The sequence below is a fragment of the Tetragenococcus halophilus subsp. halophilus DSM 20339 genome (assembly GCF_003841405.1).
In the GTDB taxonomy this organism is placed as follows: domain Bacteria; phylum Bacillota; class Bacilli; order Lactobacillales; family Enterococcaceae; genus Tetragenococcus; species Tetragenococcus halophilus.
Map to the genome: position 1 here is coordinate 397,787 of NZ_PXYA01000002.1, position 17,313 is coordinate 415,099.

Sequence of the window (17,313 nt, forward strand, 5' to 3'; positions counted from 1 at the left end):
TTAATCTTTTTTTTAAGTTGTGGTATGATAAATTGAATTTATGTTTATATGATGGAGGTTTGACATGGGATTTCGAAGTTATATTGCTTCTTTTGTAGGAAAGAGTTCGCAATGGTTTTTAAAAACTTTTACTAAAGGCGGATCAAGTTTACCGGGAAAATTAGCTTTAAAAATTGATCCAGCTATTTTAGATCGCTTGGCCAGTGATTATAAAGTGGTTGTTGTTACTGGTACAAATGGCAAAACGTTAACAACCGCATTAACAGTTAATATTTTACAACAAGAATTTGATGATGTATTAACCAACCCAACAGGCGCCAATATGGTACAAGGAATTGTTTCTACTTTTCTTTCTGCTAACCCTAAAAATGAACAGAAGAAATTTGCTGTTTTAGAAATTGACGAAGCAAGTTTGAGTAAGGTCACTGACTATATTAAGCCAGAATTATTTGTCTTTACAAACATTTTTCGCGATCAAATGGATCGCTATGGCGAAATTTATACAACTTATCAGTTAATTGTCGATGGTGCAGCAAAATCGCCAGAAGCCACTATTTTAGCCAACGGTGACTCACCGATCTTTAATTCACTTGAAACAACAAATCCTAGAAAATATTATGGCTTTGACCATGAGTCTGATAAAGAGCAAATGGCACATTACAATACGGATGGTGTTTTGCGTCCTAAGTGCCAACACATTCTACATTATAAAATGATTACCTATGCAAACCTAGGTAAATACTATTGCCCAAATTGCGGATTTACACGACCCCAATTAGATTATAAGTTAACAGACTTGCGAAACATGACTAATACCTCGGCAGAATTTACAATCGACAATAACGATTATAAATTAGAAGTCGGTGGTATGTATAATATATATAATGCCCTAGCGGCAACCGCTGTAGCTGAATATTACCATGTTGCACCAGAAAAAATCCGTAAGGGAATTGGTTTTGACGAAAAAGTTTTTGGCCGTCAGGAAGTTGTAGATATTGACGGTAAAAAATGTACCTTGGTTTTAGTTAAAAATCCCGTTGGTCTAAATCAAGTCATTGATATGATTGGTTTATCGCCTTATAATTTCTCTCTTGTTTCTTTACTAAACGCTAATTATGCCGATGGTACAGATATTAGTTGGATTTGGGACGGAAATTACGAAGCCTTTAGCAATACAGAGATACCAAAAGTAATTTCCGGCGGGGAACGTCATGAAGATATGACCAAACGTTTAAAAGTAGCAGGTATTTCCGAAGATAAAATTACAGAAACACAGAATTTAGATGAGGTCATTGAACAGATCAAACAATTACCCAGCGAACAAGTTTATATTCTATCAACCTATACTGCTGTTTTACAATTACGTAAAAAGCTAGCAGATATGGGATATATAAAAGGAGGTATGGATCGTGGCTGATTATCAATTAAAGATGGCACATCTATACGGCAATTTATTAAATACTTACGGCGATAATGGAAACATCTTGATGCTTGGCTACATAGCACAAAATTCAGGTGTTCGTTTAACTACTGAAATCGTCAGTATCCACGAACCTTTCGACCCTAAGCGCTACGATCTAGTATTTTTTGGTGGCGGTCAAGACTTTGAACAGTATATCGTTTCAAAAGATATTCAAACAAAAAAAGAAAGTTTGACTGAATATATCGAAAATGATGGCGTGATGCTGGCAATTTGTGGTGGTTATCAACTCTTAGGTCATTACTACACCGGCGCTCACGGAGAAAAAATTCAAGGCATTTCTGCATTAGACCACTATACCTTAAGTCAAGATAATAATCGCTTTATCGGAGATATCAAAATTTATAATGATGAATTCGATGAAAGTTATGTTGGCTTTGAAAACCACAACGGCTATACAGTCTTAGGAAAAAATGAAAAACCGCTGGGCAGAATTATTGAAGGTTATGGAAATAACGGAAAAGATCAAACTGAAGGCGCTCATTACCGCAATGTTTTTTGCTCTTATTTCCATGGTCCAATTCTGGCAAGAAACGAGATATTAGCCAAGCGTTTAATTGACACTGCTTTAGTAAATAAATATGGTGAACAAGCTCGCCAGGCTATTTCTTAATTAAAAAGACTTTTTTTATTATATAAGAACCTTTATACTGTTAATAGGTAGTATAAAGGTTCTTATATTTTAATACCCGAGAGGAGTTTTAATTATGTTTTCTTTTTTAAAAAAGAAAAAAACCGCTTTATTTAGTCCCGCCGATGGACAGTTAGTACCATTATCAAAGGTTGAAGATCCGGTCTTTTCGCAAGGAATGATGGGCCCTGGCATTGCTGTTTTACCTTCTTCAGATGATATCTATTCTCCCGTTGAAGGAACGGTATCCAATGTCTTTCCAACAAAACATGCTATTGGACTAAAAACAAAAGATGGCAAAGAAGTGCTGCTGCATTTTGGTATCGATACCGTAGAATTAAAAGGAGAAGGTTTCGAAGTATTTGTAGATGTTGACGATAAAGTACAAAGCGATACGCTTTTGGCTCGAATGGATCGCGCCTATTTAAAAGAACAAGAAAAAATTGATACTTTGATGGTCCTATTCCCAGAAGAAAAAGAGTTTCCAAGTGTAGAAGAAAAAGCAGTAAATGCCAAAGATGAACTGTTTGAATTAGATTAATAAGGAAGATATGTAGGCTTTGTATGCTTGCATATCTTTTTTACTATAAATTTTATTGACTATTGAAATCGTTTTCAATTACAATAAATGTATGAACCAATAAACGGAGGGCTCCCTATGAAAAAAATACACTCAACTTTAGATATTCATCCTTGGAAAATTACTAGTACTAAACTTGACCAACAAAATCGACGACTTCATGAATCTATCACCAGTATCGGGAATGGTTATATGGGTATGCGTGGGAATTTTGAAGAAAATTACAGCGCAGACCATCACCGAGGGACTTATCTGGCCGGTGTCTGGTATCCAGATAAAACACGTGTTGGTTGGTGGAAAAATGGTTACCCTGACTACTATGGAAAAGTCATTAACGCGATAAACTTTATTGCGCTAGATCTCTATGTTAATGGTACACAAATTGATCTGGCTAGCTGTGATTATGAAGATTTTTATATAGAGCTAAATATGTATGATGGTATTCTTTATCGTCATTTCACTGTTAGCATCGGTAATACCAAGGTAAAATTTTCTTTTGAACGTTTTGTAAGTATCACCAAAAAGGAACTTGCATGTATCACTATGAAAGCTGAAGTCTTAAAAGGACAAGCGAAAATTTATGTCATTTCAAAGTTAGATAATAATGTACAAAATGAAGATAGTAATTATGAGGAGATGTTTTGGCAAAAACGAAATCAAAAGATCACAGATAAAGCAAGTTTTTTAACAGTACAAACCATCGAAAATCCTTTTGACGTTGGACAATTTGTTGTTACTTCAAGTATGAGGCATAATTTAACTCCTGTAAAAACAAGAAAAGAACCATTGGCTATTAGTAATGAATTTGAGTTTTTTCTAGCTACGGGTGAAATTGCCCGCTTAGAAAAAGAAGTTGTTGTAGTAACAAGCCGTGATGTAACAGAAGAAAAACAAATCAGCCATGCCCAAACACTATTACAATCTTTTGGTAGCGATTTTTCTGCTTTAAAAGCTGAACACGAAAAGGCCTGGCATAAACGCTGGGCACTCTCTGATGTCCTTATTGAAGGCGACAAAGCAGCTCAACAAGGGATTCGCTTTAATTTATTCCAGCTTTTTTCTACTTATTATGGTGAAGATGAACGTTTAAATATTGGTCCTAAGGGTTTTACTGGGGAAAAATATGGCGGCGCAACTTATTGGGATACAGAAGCTTTTGCCGTTCCTTTATATTTGGCGCTAGCTCAACCGGAAGTAACAAAAAATCTTCTAAAATACCGGCATAAACAATTGCCAGAAGCTTATTATAACGCTGATAAACTTGGGTTAAAGGGTGCTCTTTACCCCATGGTAACTTTTAACGGTGTTGAATGTCATAATGAATGGGAAATCACTTTTGAAGAAATTCACCGTAATGGTTCAATTGCTTATGCTATATATAATTATACTAACTATACAGGTGATACTTCTTATTTAAAAAACGAAGGGTTGGAAGTTCTTATTGCTATTTCGCGCTTTTGGGCCGATAGAGTACATTACTCTAAAAGAAATAAGGCTTATATGATTCATGGTGTGACTGGACCTAACGAGTATGAAAACAATGTAAATAATAATTGGTTTACCAATAAAATTGCTAGTTGGGTACTACAATATACCTTAGATAACTATCAAAAATTTAAAAATGAAACATCGCTTCAATTAGCCAAAGAAGAACAGAAGAAGTGGCAAAATATAATTGATTATATGTATTTTCCTACTGATGAAGACTTAGGGATTTTTGTACAACATGATACCTTTTTAGACAAAGAGCTAATGACAAAAGATTCTTTAACAGCTGATGAATTGCCGCTAAGCCAACACTGGTCCTGGGATCGTATTTTACGTTCCTGTTTTATCAAACAAGCTGACGTCTTACAAGGTTTATATTACTTTGGTGACCAATACAGTCTAGAAGAAAAAACACGTAACTTTAATTTTTACGAACCAATGACTGTCCACGAATCTTCCCTATCTGCCTGTGTACACGCTATTTTAGCAGCGGAAATCGGCAAAGCCGACAAAGCCTTAGAGTTGTATGAACGAACCGCGCGCTTGGACCTGGATAATTATAACAATGACACGCAGGACGGTCTTCATATTACGTCTATGACTGGTAGTTGGCTTGCTATAGTACATGGTTTTGCCCAAATGAAAACTTTCAATGAAACACTAAGTTTTGCGCCAATATTGCCAAAGACCTGGCAATCCTATGCTTTTCATATTAATTACCGAGCTTGTTTATTATTTATCCAAGTTTCTTCTGATAAAATTGAACTCCAACTAAAAAAAGGCGCTCCTTTAACAATTAATATTTACCAAAAAGCATATACCTTAACAGATAATCTAACAATTAAAACTAAAACGATTTAATTTTAATATAACACGTTATTTTAGTCTTTGAAAACAAAAAATCACCTCGGCGAAAATTGTACATTTATTAATTCACCGAGGTAATTTTTTTGTTTTTACACATTCTCTCCTGGTTCAGAAGCGATTAACGTAGCTTCTCCCTGAAGTTCCCAACTTTCAACATCATTAGGCAAAATAAAACTTGTTCCCATTGTTAGTTCAAAGGTCTTATCTTCTACAATTAATTTACCATAACCTTCTGTAACCGTAGCTAAGGTATAAGGGGCCTGTTTCTTTAACTTTAAAAAACCGTGAACTTGCCATTCATAGACATTAAAAAATTCTGTTTGTAAATAGGTAATAACAGAGGAGCTTCCTTGCTTATTTTCTGAAATATTCAAGGTATTTTCTCGTGCTGGAACTGTCGTTACATCTTCTGATTGACCAATGTGTAACTCTCTACGATTTCCTTGGTCATCCTTACGATCATAATCATAGACACGGTAAGTAGTGTCCGAACTTTGTTGAGTTTCTAAAATCATGATCCCTTTGCCAATGCCATGGATAGTGCCACTGGGTACATAAAAAAAGTCACCCTTTTTTACAGTAACCTTGTGCAACAAATCATCCCAACGTCCTGCTTCAATCATTTGTGCCAATTCTTCACGTGTTTTGGCAGTATGGCCATAGATGATCTGTGCGCCCGGTTTAGCGTCTATAATATACCAACATTCAGTTTTTCCAAACTCGCCTTCATGTTTTAAAGCATAATTATCATCTGGATGTACTTGCACCGATAGATCATCTGCAGCATCTAAAATTTTTACTAAAAGAGGAAAAACATCACCTTCTTGCTTACCAAACAATTCTTGATGATCACGCCAAAGCTGATCAAGTTTTTGCCCTTTAAATGGACCATTTTGTACCCTGCTAACACCATGGGGATGAGCACTTATAGCCCAATCTTCACCGATTTTTTCACTTGGAAGATCAAAGCCAAACGCTGAGTGTAAAGAATTTCCTCCCCATATTTTTTCTTGAAATACTGGTTCCATAAACAACGGTTCCATAAATACACCTCGTTTAAATTATTTTTATTTTATTATAACATGTTGAATAAATCTTTTTCATTTAAGTAAGTGCTAATTAATTCATCACGGTATTTTACATAAGTTGTTTTACAATCTCTAGGATGAATACGATTGGATAAGAAAATAAAGGCTTGCTTTTTTAAAGGGGCAATAGCTAAAAAAGTACCGGTATATCCAGTATGAAATAAAACGTTATTTTTCAGATCCCATCCTAAACTTCTGTCACCATTTTTTAACGGTGTATGATCCTTTAATAAAGCATTGATTGTTTGTTCACTTAAAAATTCTGTATTATTCAAATAAACTTGTACAAAACGTTCAAGGTCATCTATCGTAGTGAATAGCCCAGCGTTACCTGCATGTTCTTTTAGAACTCGAGCTTTAGGATCATGAACTTCTCCTTTTAAAATTTTTCCAGACTTTAATTGTTCTGTAGCTACAATTTTAGTTCCTTGAATAGGAGAAAAATAACTATTTGTCATCTTTAACGGGCTTAATACTTCTTTTTGAAAGATCGTACTAACATTTTCTTGATAAATCTCCTCCAAAATAAAACCTAATAAAATCATGCCGCTATCAGTATATTTTACTTCTTTTCCTAACTTATCTCCTGCTTGTATAGAAAGATAGGCCTGTTTTAATTCACTTTTTGTTAACTGATCTCGTTGGTTAATCCAACTAGTAATATCAGCAGTGTGGGTCAATAAATGACGTAAGTTCAATCTTCTATCGGGAAATTGTGGTAAATATTTTTGTACGGGATCTTCTAAAAAAATTTCTCCGGCTTCTAATAAACGGAGTATGACGGTGGTAGTACATATAACTTTTGTTAAAGAAGCTACATCAAATAGATGTTCTTGTGTCATTTTTTCTTCTTGAGGTATGATTGCTGCGTTTCCTAGCACCTTCGTTTCTTTCTTTTTTCCCTCAATAAAGCGATAAACAACACCTGGGAAAATACTTTCCTGCCAACCTTCGATAATTTTTTCTTCCGTTTTTGGATACATTGTTTTCCCCTTTTGAGCCTTCCTAGTAAAAAACACGCGCAAAATACGCGTGTTACTTGTCATTTTTAAGAACAAACCACCATTCGATCCCCGCCGGATCGTAAACAGTAAGAATTGTTTTTTTCTTATCAATATAAAAACCTTTTCCTATTTTAGCTAAATGTTTTTGAATACCTTCTAATACATCGCTAGTAACAACAAAACGAATAATTTCAAGACCTAAAACTTCAGCACTGTCGATATCCACTAGCTGACTGTCAGATTTGTGTAAAACAATCTCAAGATCGGACTTTTTAAATGAATGCGTCGTAGAATTATTATTACCTAGGTAAAATCCTAGATTGTTTTGTAAGAAATCTATTTCCTTTTCTGGAACAGTGACATTCAACTGTATTTGTTGCAATAAAGTAGCTTGAGACAGTTTAGACACTTTTTTTGTAGACAAAGCTAAAAGTTGCTCGTCATTTTCTACTTGTTTTTCATCCATATCTGCAATAATTTCTAAGCGATTGCCTTCCGGATCATCCACTAGTATGTACGCTTTATCATCATATGATGTTTGCACGACAGGATATGATGCTTGTTTTAATCGATAGTATACATCACTTAATTCCTCTGCATTAGAAACTGCTATTGTATATTGCTTTAGTTTTTTTTCTTCCCCGAAATGTTCTGCCGCCCGCGGGCTTTCTTCCAACCATAAATATTGCCTTTCGTTTTCTTCTACTCCCATAATTGCTAGAGTATTCTCTTCTTTTTTTAAAGCAAAACCAATCGTATCTTTATAAAATGCAATCATCTTATCTCGATCTTTTACTCTTATAGCTATTGTCATTTGTTTTGCAGCATCTGCTAAAGTAAGAACTGACATCTTTTTATTTCCCCCTTGTTTCTTCTCAAACCATTGTACTGATAAATCCGTTTTCTTTCAACTAATAACATATAAATTGCGTCTTTTTCTGCATTAATAGTAAAAATGGTGAATTTATGTTATCCCATAAAAAAATATGGTACAGTATGAATAAGAGAAAAAGGAGGTTACATCATATGGATGAATGTATTTTTTGTAAAATCAAAGATCAAGAAATCCCTAGTTACAAAGTATATGAGGATGATAAAGTTTACGCATTTTTAGATATGTCACAAGTTACTAAAGGGCATACTTTAGTTATCCCTAAAAAACATGTTGGTGATATTTTCGAGTACGATGAGCAATTGTCAGCCGACTTGTTTACACGGATTCCAAAAATTGCTCGAGCATTACAATCAGCTTTTCCAAAAATGCAAGGAATTAATATTCTCAACAATAATAGAGAAATTGCTTATCAATCGGTTTTCCATTCTCATGTACATCTAATTCCTCGTTACGGAAAAGATGATGATTTTTCGATACATTTCGGTGATCATTCTGAACAACGCAGTAAAGAAGAAATGACGCAAATCGCTCAAACAATCAAAGCGCAGGTGAGCTAATATGATAAAAAATTTTGTAAAAGGGCTATTTTTTGGTGCTTGTGCCGGTAGTTTAGGTGGACTACTGTGGGCTCCTCGAAGTGGTAAAAAGACGCAACAATTATTAAAAGATTATGTAGATGAAGTGAGTGATTCATTGGATGATGCAGCTGACTCAGCAAAAGAATTCCAAGAAAGTGTTAAAAACTTTGGAACAGAAATGAGTCATACCCAAAAAACAATCCAAGAAACCATTCCTTCTGTTATGGATTCTCTACAAAAAGATATTGAAGCTTTTCAATTTCAAGCGGAACCACGGATTGAACGAGCAAATGAGCAAGCAGAAAAGTTACAGACACACATTGCTGATTTTTCTGCTGATATGTCCAGTAACGCCACAGCGGATAAAAATTAAAAGTCGTTTGTGTAGATTATTTGAATTTTATTGGAAAGTTTTAGACAAAGCTTTCCAATCGAAAAAGAACTATGATATAGTAATTCCTGTTAATATTTAATTTATAGATAACAGGAGTGTATACAAACATGAAAAAGAAAAAAATGATTTTATCATTGGCTTGTTTATTGGGTGTATTTGGCTTAGCAGCTTGTTCTGGAGGAGATTCAGACACTGATGATGAGATTGCAACAATGAAGGGCGATAAAATCACTGTAGGCGATTTTTATGATAAAGCAAAGACCGATCAAAATAATCAACAAATTGTATTAGACATGATAATCTCTCAAGTATTTATGGAAAAATACGGCGATGAAGTTTCTGATGATGAGGTAGATCAGCAAATCAAAGATACTTTTGGAGATGAAGACACCTTAGAACAACAATTAGAAGCTTCACAAATGAGTCGCGGAGAGCTAGAAGAAACATATAAACAAAGCTTAGCACTACAAGAAGGATTAAAGGATCATGTCGATTTAACTGATGAAGATCTAAAAGAAGCTTGGGATTCTTATCATCCACAAGTTGAAGCGCAACTAATCGCTGTTAATTCTGAAGATGATGCTAATGACGTCAAAGAGCAAGTGGATGAAGATGATGCTGATTTTGGCGAAATTGCTCAAGAAAATTCTATTGCTCCTTCTAAAGATGACGATGGTAAAGTAAATTTTGATTCCACAACTCCAGCTGAAGAAGTCCCTGACGAAGTAAAAGAAGAAGCTTGGGGCATGGACGACGGAGAAATTACTGATCCAATTGCTGTAGAATCAGAATATGGAAGTGGCTACTATATTCTAAAAATGAACAAAAACCAAGATAAAGGCGACGATATGGATGAGTATAAAGACGAAATTCAAGACGTTGCTACAGATAATAAAATAAACGACCAAGAATTTACGACAAAAGTGATTGGCGAAGAACTACAAGATGCCAATGTAAAAGTAAAAGATGAAGCTTTCAGTGACATTTTAACGCAGTTTACTGATGCAGCTGAAGGTAACCAAGAGGGATCTAACAGTACTGCAGATTCTGCTACAGAAGAATCAACTGAAGCAACTGAAGCTGAAGATTCCAGTAATGAATAACTTAAACTTGTAAAAAATAAGGACCTAGGTACAGACTCAACAGAGTTACTTTACCTAGGTCTTTATTATTATGTCTATTCAGAATTTTTAGGCACATAAAAGCTACGATTATCCATGCCAAAAATACGCTCTGTATAATCCCCTGCTTCTGTTTTAGAAATTGCATTTGTCAGCATCTGCATCGATGCATCAATATTGTCAATTTGATGCAAGATTTCAGCTTCCATTATTCGAGGACGCACTGGAGAACCATAGTCTAATTGACCATGATGAGCTAATACCATATGACGTAATACCACAATATCTTCCGCACTTTCATCGATTTTTAGCGCCAAACAAGCTTTAGTGATTTCTTCATTTACTAAAACTAGATGTCCCACAAGATTTCCTACTACTGTATACTCTGTGGACATAGCACCACTTAGTTCAATCACTTTACCTAAGTCATGTAAAATAATTCCAGCAAAAAGCAATGCTCCATCTAATTGCGGATATTCTTTTACCAAACTTTTACCTAGGTGCAACATCGTTGTCGTATGATAAGCTAGGCCTCCAACAAAAGCATGATGATTTTTCTTTGCTGCAGGGTATTCAAAAAACTCTCTTTTATATTTATTTAACAGAAAACGAACGATACGATTCCAATGAGGATTAGTAATTTCAAAGAGTACTTGATTGATCTCTTCTTCCATAGTCTCTTTTTTTACAGGAGCACGTTCCATAAATAAGTTTGGATCATTAGGTTCTTCAGGGTTTGTTAAACGCAATTTATAAATTCTTACCTGAGGGTTGCCTTGGTAAACTTCTCTTTTTCCAGTTAAGTGAACAACTCGTCCAACTTCAAAGCGTTGTATTTCTTCGCTAGAGGCATCCCAAAATTTTCCATCAATTGAACCTGAAGTATCCTGGAAGGTAAAAGCAATAAAGGTTTTTCCATTTTTAGCAGTACGTACGTCTGCATTTTTGATTAATACAAATCCTTGAAAATCTTCGTCTACAACCAAATCTCGTATTTTTTTCATTGCAATTGCCGAATACTTGTTTTACAAGTATCGCTTTTTCACATCCTTTACTTAAAATTTAATAACAGTTTGTTTTAGTTCTTGGTAATAGCTTACCATTTCTTTATCAGAGGACAAGCAAATTACCTGATAGTTATCACCGAATTCACTAAGTAATTTAGCTAGATTTTCTTTTCTTAGACTATCATAATGTAACCAACCATCATCAATAATAACCGGAGAAATACTACGTTCTTTTTGCATAAAGAGATAAGCAAAACGAATTGACATAATCAACTGATCTTTGGTACCTGTTGATAATTCATAAATCGCAAATGTTGCTTCATCTGAAACAGCATTTATGACCCCTTCTATCGAAGTTACTTTTTTATAACTTCCATTTGTCAATAAAGAAAAATAATATGAAGCTTGTTTCAACAATTGTGGTAATTGTTGTTCCGACAGCTCAGTCGCCAAATCACTCAAAAAAGCAACTAATAAACGATTAGTGCTCCACCTTAAAGCTGTCTCGTGTATCTCAGATAGCATACGACTTTCTTCTTGATAAAGCATATCCAAAGTACCATTTTTTTGTAAATATTCAACTTGCAACTGTAAACGCTGCTTTTCTTCCAGTAAATGGTTAATCGTTTCTTGATTTTCTTCTTGCTTGGTTTGGTTTTTTGTTAAATATTGTGTTAGTTGATCATAATTTATATCTTCAGGAAAAATGGGACGCAAAATAGCAGCCAATTCTTCTTTTCTATTCAATTTTTTTTGCATGTTTTCCCACTGCTTTATCCATAGTGGAATTTCTGTCGGTTGCTCTAAACCGACTGTCTCCAGTAAGCTAGCATTGCTGGTAAATAACTCATCTCGCTCTTCTTTTGTTTGTTTTAATTGCTGTGCCAGTAAAGTGCTCGGTTGTTGCAAGCGTGACATTTTAGTTTCTTGCATCTGAGCGGCAAATTTTTTCACGATATCTTGTTTTTCTTGTAAACTTTTGTCAGCTAAAGGTAACCATTCTGCTAAAAACTGGAACCGAGTTTCTAAATCAATTTTTTGCTCTTTGACCACTGCCAACTGACTTTGCAAAGAAGATTCTTCTAGTACCACTCTTTGATATTCCTCTTGGTCTTTTTGATAACTTTCTAGCAGGGACCGCCAACTCTGTTCAATATTTTCATGACCCAAAGTTGTTTGTAACATCATATCAATTTTTTGGGCTTCTTGTTGTGAATTCTTTAAATCTTCTTCTTCATTTAAAATTTCCTCTGAATAAGCGTCTGATTGCAATAATTTTTCTTGCCAAGTTGGTTTAACATCAGTAAAAGGCTTTTTCTTCTGATAATTTTTCAACAAACTTGCAGCCACACAGGTAAGACCAACAATAAAAGCAAGCAAATTAAAGGGGAACGATAAAAATAAACCTAAGAGAGCAATTATTCCTCCAAAAGTTAAAATTAAGGGAGAATAATTTTTTTTATTTTTCGTAGTACTTATTAAGTCAGGATATTTTTCTTCTAACTGATCAATTTCTTTTTCAACATGCTGTTTTCTTTCTTTTAACCATTGAATCTGTGTTTCTTTTTGTCGTATTTGTTCATGTAGCTTTTCTAGTTTATCAATTGAAGAATCGATCGAAGATGGCAAAGCCTGTGGTGGCTGTTGTTCTGTCCAGCCCCATTTTTGCTTTAATTTAAAAAATACTTGTTCAACGTTTTCTTTTTCTTGGAAAAGCTCCTTTTGTCTATCGAGCAAGCGTATAATAGGAACATCTAACTGTAATAAATCTTGCACCTCTTTTTCATGGTCTAAATAAAAAAAGTAACGATCTGTTTCTTGTCCTTGTTCAAGCTGAGCTAATTCATCTTCTTTTTTTTGAATTTTTTCAGTAAGATTTTGATACTCATGATAAAAGCGTTGCAATTCTTTTTGTTCTTTTTCTGAGACACGACTTTCTTTTACTTTTTCTAACTCTTTCCATTCTTCATATAATGACCAATGTGACTTTTTTTGATTTAAATCTTTTTCTTTAACTTTCAATTTTTTTTGTTCATCAGATAAACTTTGTAACTCTTGATCAAATTGCGAAATTTTTTGATAGGCTTTTTGCACGTTTTCCTCTTCAGCTTCTTGTTGCTGAATTGTCTGCCTTAAGTCTTGCCAATCTTTTAATTGTTGATTTAAAGTCAATTTTTTAGCGCGAGGCTTAAATAATTGTTGATTTTCTTTTTGATACTCCTGTATTTTTCCCATCAATTGTTGACTTCCAGTAATACCTAAGGAAATCAACGATGTTTGCAATTCTTTTTCTTGTAAGCGATCAATTTGTGAGAGTTGTTCTTGTTGAAAGGTAAAGACATCTTGAAAGACGTCTTTATTTAATGGCGACAAAACCTGATTCAAGATTTTTTCATCTTTTTCTTCTCCACCGATAAATAATTTGGCTTTTCCTCGGTTAACTTTACGGTAACGTTCAATTAAAACATCACCATACGGTTCAATACTTACCCAAAGCCGCCCACCATAAGCCGCACCATCTCGTGGCGTATAATCTTTTTTTTTACTACCTTTTTTGGGGAAACCAAACAACATAGCTAAAATAAATTGATAGAGCGTTGATTTACCTACTTCATTACTACCATAAAAAAGTTGGTTACCAGGTAAAAACTCAAATATCTGATTACGATAGTGTCCAAATCCCGCAATTTCAGCTTTCCTTAATTCCATCTAGCTTCCTCCAACTAAATTCACTTTCTAGTTTTTCCTGTATCTGTTTAAAAGTTTCTTCCTGTAATTGTTCCATCGATATTGCTTGTGTGGCTAAAGGATAAGATACAAGTTCGTTGATTGTTTCATTATACTTATCGATTTGTTGATATGTGGCCAACAACTGCTCTAATAACTTTTTATCGGCTGGTAGCACAATTTTTTCAGCTGCTAGTTCTTCGACTACATCTACCTGATAAACTAATTGTTTAAACTGATATTTGTCCAAATAATCATTAACATAATCAAGTAGCTCCAGAATTTCTTTTTCTTGTAGCCAGTTTGTCGGTAAAAGGCCAGTATCCTTTAGACGTAGCTTAACTAGTTTTCTTTCCGATATTTGAAAGGTCTCGATTATTCTATCTAATACAGCTTTTTGCTGGCTAATCCCTGCTAAAGAAATTTCTTTTTGTTCCCACTTCACCGCAGAAACGTCCTCTATTTGCCAATTAACCTGCCCTTGATCTATCATGACATAGTTAACACCGGTCGACTCCTCTTTTTGGGTATGTCCTTGGGGAGTACCTGCATATATAATTGCAGCTTCTTCAGAAAGAATCGTCGGCACATGAATATGCCCTAACGCCCAATAATCATAATTTTTATTTTTCATTTCTTGCAATTGAAAAGGCGCAAAATACTCACTTGACATATCCCCATGATACATGCCTATATGATAATCTGTCTGCTTCATAGGAAATTCATTAACTTTTTTCTGACTGAGCTGTGGACCTAAGTAGCTAAATCCGCTGATAAAATACTGTTCACCTGTATTCGTTTGTCCACTGATCGTTTGAACTTTTTCTTCTTTAAACAAATATACATTCGAAGGAAAGTCAAACCAATAACGTTCTTCTTCGTAATAGTCATGATTTCCAAAAATCATATAAACTGGGATATTTTCTTTATTTAACTGTTCCATTTGTTGAAAAAATTGTTGCTGAGTTTTTAAGGTAGGTCGATTTTGATGAAAAGTATCACCTGCAAAAAGTAAAAAATCAACTTTTTTCTCGATAGCAAGCCTTACAATATTAGCAAGCACTTGTTCGTTTTCCCTAGGTAATTCCTTGGTTTTACTTGCAACTAAGTGAAGTCCCTCAAAAGGACGATCAAAATGTAAATCCGCACAATGGATAAAACGCAACATACTAGCGCCCTCCTTTTTGCCTTTTATTTTAGCATTTTTTTATTTAGAAGTCAGTAAAAGCGAACAAATTTTCGCTTTTTGCCCGCTAAAAATTATACAAGTAGAGAATAGTGAATTTTTGCAAGATATTTATAGACTCTACTTATTTCTAAGAAACCCTAAGAATTTACTTCTATTTAACTGTTTAGTATATTTTATCTTATACACCATAAAAAAGTTCTCAGAAAGTTTCTCAATATTTTAAATGGTTATCTTAATTAAAATTATAGTAAATTAATCGTCGTTTTTTTGCGAAAAGTATGCTAAAATCTACCTAGGCAGACCTTAGGTTATACCTGAGGAAGTAGTGTAATAATGGAGGACTTACAATATGGCAGAGGAAACAGAAAAAACTTTAACGCAATTAGCAAATGAACTAAATGTATCTCGTGATAAAATAATTTATCGCTACAAAAAACTACCAGAAGAAGATTACTTTAAAGAAAATAACACAATCTATCTACGTCATTCAGGGATTCAAAAAATTGTTGATGACCTAAGAGACGATATTAAAGAAAACAAAGAGGAAGAGCAAGAAGAGGAAAATCAAGTTAACCCATCTTTTGATTACCTTGTTGAACAGTTAAGTAAAAAAGATGAACAAATTGATCAATTGCAAAAACTAGTTGATCAACAGCAACAATTAAACGCCGAAGATAAGAATTTAATCAAAGAATTACACCAATATTTATCCCTTGAAGCACCAAAAGAAGAAAATACTAGTGATAAAGAAAAATACGATGAACAATTACAACAAAAAGATGAACAGTTAGCACAATTGCAAAAGCAGTTACAACAAAGTGAAGCAATCCAACAAGAGAAAGAAACACTGGAAACAGAATTGTCTTCTTTGAAACAACAAAAAAATAAAAAATGGTATCAATTTTGGAAATAAAATACACTGTAAGCTAAGTAAATACAGAAAAATATCCGACCTATATTTAAAAAGACTTTCGATTAGTCGTAAGTTTATGACTAATCCTGCCAAAATGCTGGAATGTCTTTCTATCTATAGTTCGGATATTTTTATATAATTTATCGAGGTAAAAGATATATCTTCACAAAATAATTAGGCTCTAGTTTTTTATTTTCCGGCTGTACAACAATACAATCATAAGAACCCGTCATTAAATGTTTTTTCTTAGCTGGTAAAGTGACTTTTCCATTATTTAATTTTGCTCGAATATAACGTGTCAACTTGCTTTTTTCTCGGTAACCACTTGCAATTTCTGCATCATATTCTTTTAATAAAAATTGTTTATTTTGAAAAAAATAAGCAAGTAACGGCCAATAAAAAAGGTGGAAATTTATAAGACTTGCAAAAGGATTCCCTGAAAGAGATAAAATAATTGTATCTTGCCATCTAGAAGCCATCACTGGTGTCCCCGGTTTCATTTTAATAAAATGAAAAATTTCCTCTGCTCCTAACTCTTTAATCCCTTGAGGGAGAAAATCTTTATCACCTATTGATACACCGCCTGTAGTTAAAACAACATCAAAGTTTCCTGCATATTGTTTTAAAATTTGAGAAAAACGTATAGGATCATCCGGACACTTTTCTTGAAACACAATAGTACCGTTGTAACGTTCAATATAAGAAGCTAAAGTATAAACAGTGCTATTATAAAGTTTTCCAGCTGTCAACCTTTCACCAGGAGAAAGCAATTCACTACCCGTAGCGATTAGCCCCACACGTATTTTTTTTAACACGTTTAGCTTTGTAATACCTACAGCTGCCAACGTACCGATATTTTCACTATCTATTATTGTATCCGCTTGTATTATAAGCTCTCCGGCAACTAAATCTTCACCCTCTTTTATATAATTTTCACCAGGTATTACCTCGGTAAATATTGTTATTTGTCTATTGTCATCATTTGTCGTGTTTTCTTGTTTAATCACAGCATTATAACCTGGCGGTATCTTTGCCCCAGTTGTAATACGAACACAAGTATTTCTTACAGCACTTATACTAGTTGTATCATCTCCAGCATACACACTAGCAATCACTGATAGTTTTATTGGTTTTTCTTGCTTTGCTGCCATTGTATCTTCTGCAAATAATGCATAACCGTCCATCGCTGACTTTGAAAAATTGGGTACATTGATAGGAGAAGGAATATCAAAAGCAGCAATACGCCCATAGCTTTTACTTAGGGGAATAACCTCAGTAAGTTTTTGTTTGCGAAAATTTTCTTTCAAACGCATTACTGCTTCTGCAAGTTCTAACACAAAAACCCCTTCTT

Annotated in this window: 15 protein-coding genes; 8 read left to right on the plus strand and 7 right to left on the minus strand. The window is 34.2% G+C overall.

The annotated features are described in order from the left end of the window. Window positions 1–64: 64 nt before the first annotated feature. The 4 genes from C7K42_RS07600 to C7K42_RS07615 all read left to right on the plus strand — a co-directional run bounded on the left by C7K42_RS07600 (window position 65) and on the right by C7K42_RS07615 (window position 5,040). Entirely contained in the window at window positions 65–1,417 is a 1,353-nt protein-coding gene (locus tag C7K42_RS07600; RefSeq protein ID WP_124175414.1) for a Mur ligase family protein, read from the plus strand. After that, window positions 1,410–2,093 (plus strand): type 1 glutamine amidotransferase, encoded by a 684-nt coding sequence (locus C7K42_RS07605; RefSeq protein WP_014123550.1) that lies wholly within the window; start codon window positions 1,410–1,412, stop codon window positions 2,091–2,093. Before C7K42_RS07600 ends, C7K42_RS07605 begins: the two co-directional genes overlap by 8 nt. 94 nt (window positions 2,094–2,187) lie before the next feature. Then, the gene (locus tag C7K42_RS07610) at window positions 2,188–2,652 is read left to right on the plus strand and encodes a PTS sugar transporter subunit IIA (RefSeq protein WP_014123549.1); all 465 of its coding nucleotides are present in this window, start codon (window positions 2,188–2,190) and stop codon (window positions 2,650–2,652) included. Window positions 2,653–2,769: 117 nt separating this feature from the next. Beyond that, on the plus strand, window positions 2,770–5,040 hold the full coding sequence (locus C7K42_RS07615) for a glycoside hydrolase family 65 protein (RefSeq protein WP_103099780.1): 2,271 nt from the start codon (window positions 2,770–2,772) through the stop codon (window positions 5,038–5,040). A gap of 95 nt (window positions 5,041–5,135) precedes the next feature. On the opposite strand, the gene manA is transcribed toward C7K42_RS07615, so the two are convergent. Genes manA through C7K42_RS07630 form a run of 3 tightly spaced genes read right to left on the minus strand, consistent with a single transcriptional unit; the run spans window position 5,136 to window position 7,988 of the window. Beyond that, window positions 5,136–6,089 carry a mannose-6-phosphate isomerase, class I gene (manA, locus tag C7K42_RS07620; RefSeq protein ID WP_103091897.1) on the minus strand — a complete coding sequence of 318 codons (954 nt, stop codon included), beginning with the start codon at window positions 6,087–6,089 and terminating at the stop codon, window positions 5,136–5,138. A 32-nt stretch (window positions 6,090–6,121) separates the two neighbouring features. After that, window positions 6,122–7,117: a serine hydrolase domain-containing protein gene (locus tag C7K42_RS07625; protein WP_014123546.1), complete on the minus strand. Its 996-nt coding sequence runs from the start codon at window positions 7,115–7,117 to the stop codon at window positions 6,122–6,124. Between the two features lie 52 nt (window positions 7,118–7,169). Next, a complete protein-coding gene (locus tag C7K42_RS07630; RefSeq protein WP_014123545.1) occupies window positions 7,170–7,988 on the minus strand; it encodes a VOC family protein in 819 nt (272 codons plus the stop codon). 146 nt (window positions 7,989–8,134) lie between these two features. Between C7K42_RS07630 and C7K42_RS07635 the strand changes: the two genes are divergently transcribed. The 3 genes from C7K42_RS07635 to C7K42_RS07645 all read left to right on the plus strand — a co-directional run bounded on the left by C7K42_RS07635 (window position 8,135) and on the right by C7K42_RS07645 (window position 10,108). Beyond that, window positions 8,135–8,590, plus strand: a complete 456-nt coding sequence (locus tag C7K42_RS07635) for an HIT family protein (protein ID WP_081497473.1) — start codon at window positions 8,135–8,137, stop codon at window positions 8,588–8,590. A gap of 1 nt (window position 8,591) precedes the next feature. Continuing rightward, window positions 8,592–8,984, plus strand: a complete 393-nt coding sequence (locus C7K42_RS07640) for a YtxH domain-containing protein (protein WP_103091896.1) — start codon at window positions 8,592–8,594, stop codon at window positions 8,982–8,984. A gap of 128 nt (window positions 8,985–9,112) precedes the next feature. Continuing rightward, the gene (locus tag C7K42_RS07645) at window positions 9,113–10,108 is read left to right on the plus strand and encodes a peptidylprolyl isomerase (protein ID WP_094244036.1); all 996 of its coding nucleotides are present in this window, start codon (window positions 9,113–9,115) and stop codon (window positions 10,106–10,108) included. A gap of 74 nt (window positions 10,109–10,182) precedes the next feature. On the opposite strand, the gene C7K42_RS07650 is transcribed toward C7K42_RS07645, so the two are convergent. The 3 genes from C7K42_RS07650 to C7K42_RS07660 are packed head-to-tail and all read right to left on the minus strand — an operon-like array spanning window position 10,183 to window position 15,028. Further along, window positions 10,183–11,130: a 3'-5' exoribonuclease YhaM family protein gene (locus tag C7K42_RS07650; RefSeq protein ID WP_061840653.1), complete on the minus strand. Its 948-nt coding sequence runs from the start codon at window positions 11,128–11,130 to the stop codon at window positions 10,183–10,185. A 51-nt stretch (window positions 11,131–11,181) separates the two neighbouring features. Next, complete coding sequence (locus tag C7K42_RS07655) at window positions 11,182–13,842, minus strand: ATP-binding protein (RefSeq protein ID WP_061840652.1); 2,661 nt, start codon at window positions 13,840–13,842, stop codon at window positions 11,182–11,184. After that, window positions 13,823–15,028, minus strand: a complete 1,206-nt coding sequence (locus C7K42_RS07660) for a metallophosphoesterase family protein (RefSeq protein WP_014123539.1) — start codon at window positions 15,026–15,028, stop codon at window positions 13,823–13,825. Before C7K42_RS07660 ends, C7K42_RS07655 begins: the two co-directional genes overlap by 20 nt. Before the next feature lie 370 nt (window positions 15,029–15,398). Here C7K42_RS07660 and C7K42_RS07665 point away from each other — a divergent pair, with 370 nt between their 5' ends. Further along, on the plus strand, window positions 15,399–15,962 hold the full coding sequence (locus tag C7K42_RS07665; RefSeq protein WP_014123538.1) for a hypothetical protein: 564 nt from the start codon (window positions 15,399–15,401) through the stop codon (window positions 15,960–15,962). A gap of 140 nt (window positions 15,963–16,102) precedes the next feature. On the opposite strand, the gene C7K42_RS07670 is transcribed toward C7K42_RS07665, so the two are convergent. Next, window positions 16,103–17,299, minus strand: a complete 1,197-nt coding sequence (locus tag C7K42_RS07670) for a molybdopterin molybdotransferase MoeA (RefSeq protein WP_094244037.1) — start codon at window positions 17,297–17,299, stop codon at window positions 16,103–16,105. Window positions 17,300–17,313: the final 14 nt, after the last annotated feature.

Excerpts from the sequence above, each read along its gene's own strand:
- C7K42_RS07630 (WP_014123545.1), bottom strand. The coding sequence starts at position 7,988 with ATGTCAGTTCTTACTTTAGCAGATGCTGCAAAACAAATGACAATAGCT.
- C7K42_RS07610 (WP_014123549.1), top strand. The coding sequence starts at position 2,188 with ATGTTTTCTTTTTTAAAAAAGAAAAAAACCGCTTTATTTAGTCCCGCC.
- C7K42_RS07635 (WP_081497473.1), top strand. The coding sequence starts at position 8,135 with ATGAATAAGAGAAAAAGGAGGTTACATCATATGGATGAATGTATTTTT.
- C7K42_RS07600 (WP_124175414.1), top strand. The coding sequence starts at position 65 with ATGGGATTTCGAAGTTATATTGCTTCTTTTGTAGGAAAGAGTTCGCAA.
- C7K42_RS07660 (WP_014123539.1), bottom strand. The coding sequence starts at position 15,028 with ATGTTGCGTTTTATCCATTGTGCGGATTTACATTTTGATCGTCCTTTT.
- C7K42_RS07665 (WP_014123538.1), top strand. The coding sequence starts at position 15,399 with ATGGCAGAGGAAACAGAAAAAACTTTAACGCAATTAGCAAATGAACTA.
- C7K42_RS07640 (WP_103091896.1), top strand. The coding sequence starts at position 8,592 with ATGATAAAAAATTTTGTAAAAGGGCTATTTTTTGGTGCTTGTGCCGGT.
- C7K42_RS07615 (WP_103099780.1), top strand. The coding sequence starts at position 2,770 with ATGAAAAAAATACACTCAACTTTAGATATTCATCCTTGGAAAATTACT.
- C7K42_RS07655 (WP_061840652.1), bottom strand. The coding sequence starts at position 13,842 with ATGGAATTAAGGAAAGCTGAAATTGCGGGATTTGGACACTATCGTAAT.
- C7K42_RS07650 (WP_061840653.1), bottom strand. The coding sequence starts at position 11,130 with ATGAAAAAAATACGAGATTTGGTTGTAGACGAAGATTTTCAAGGATTT.
- manA (WP_103091897.1), bottom strand. The coding sequence starts at position 6,089 with ATGGAACCGTTGTTTATGGAACCAGTATTTCAAGAAAAAATATGGGGA.
- C7K42_RS07645 (WP_094244036.1), top strand. The coding sequence starts at position 9,113 with ATGAAAAAGAAAAAAATGATTTTATCATTGGCTTGTTTATTGGGTGTA.
- C7K42_RS07625 (WP_014123546.1), bottom strand. The coding sequence starts at position 7,117 with ATGTATCCAAAAACGGAAGAAAAAATTATCGAAGGTTGGCAGGAAAGT.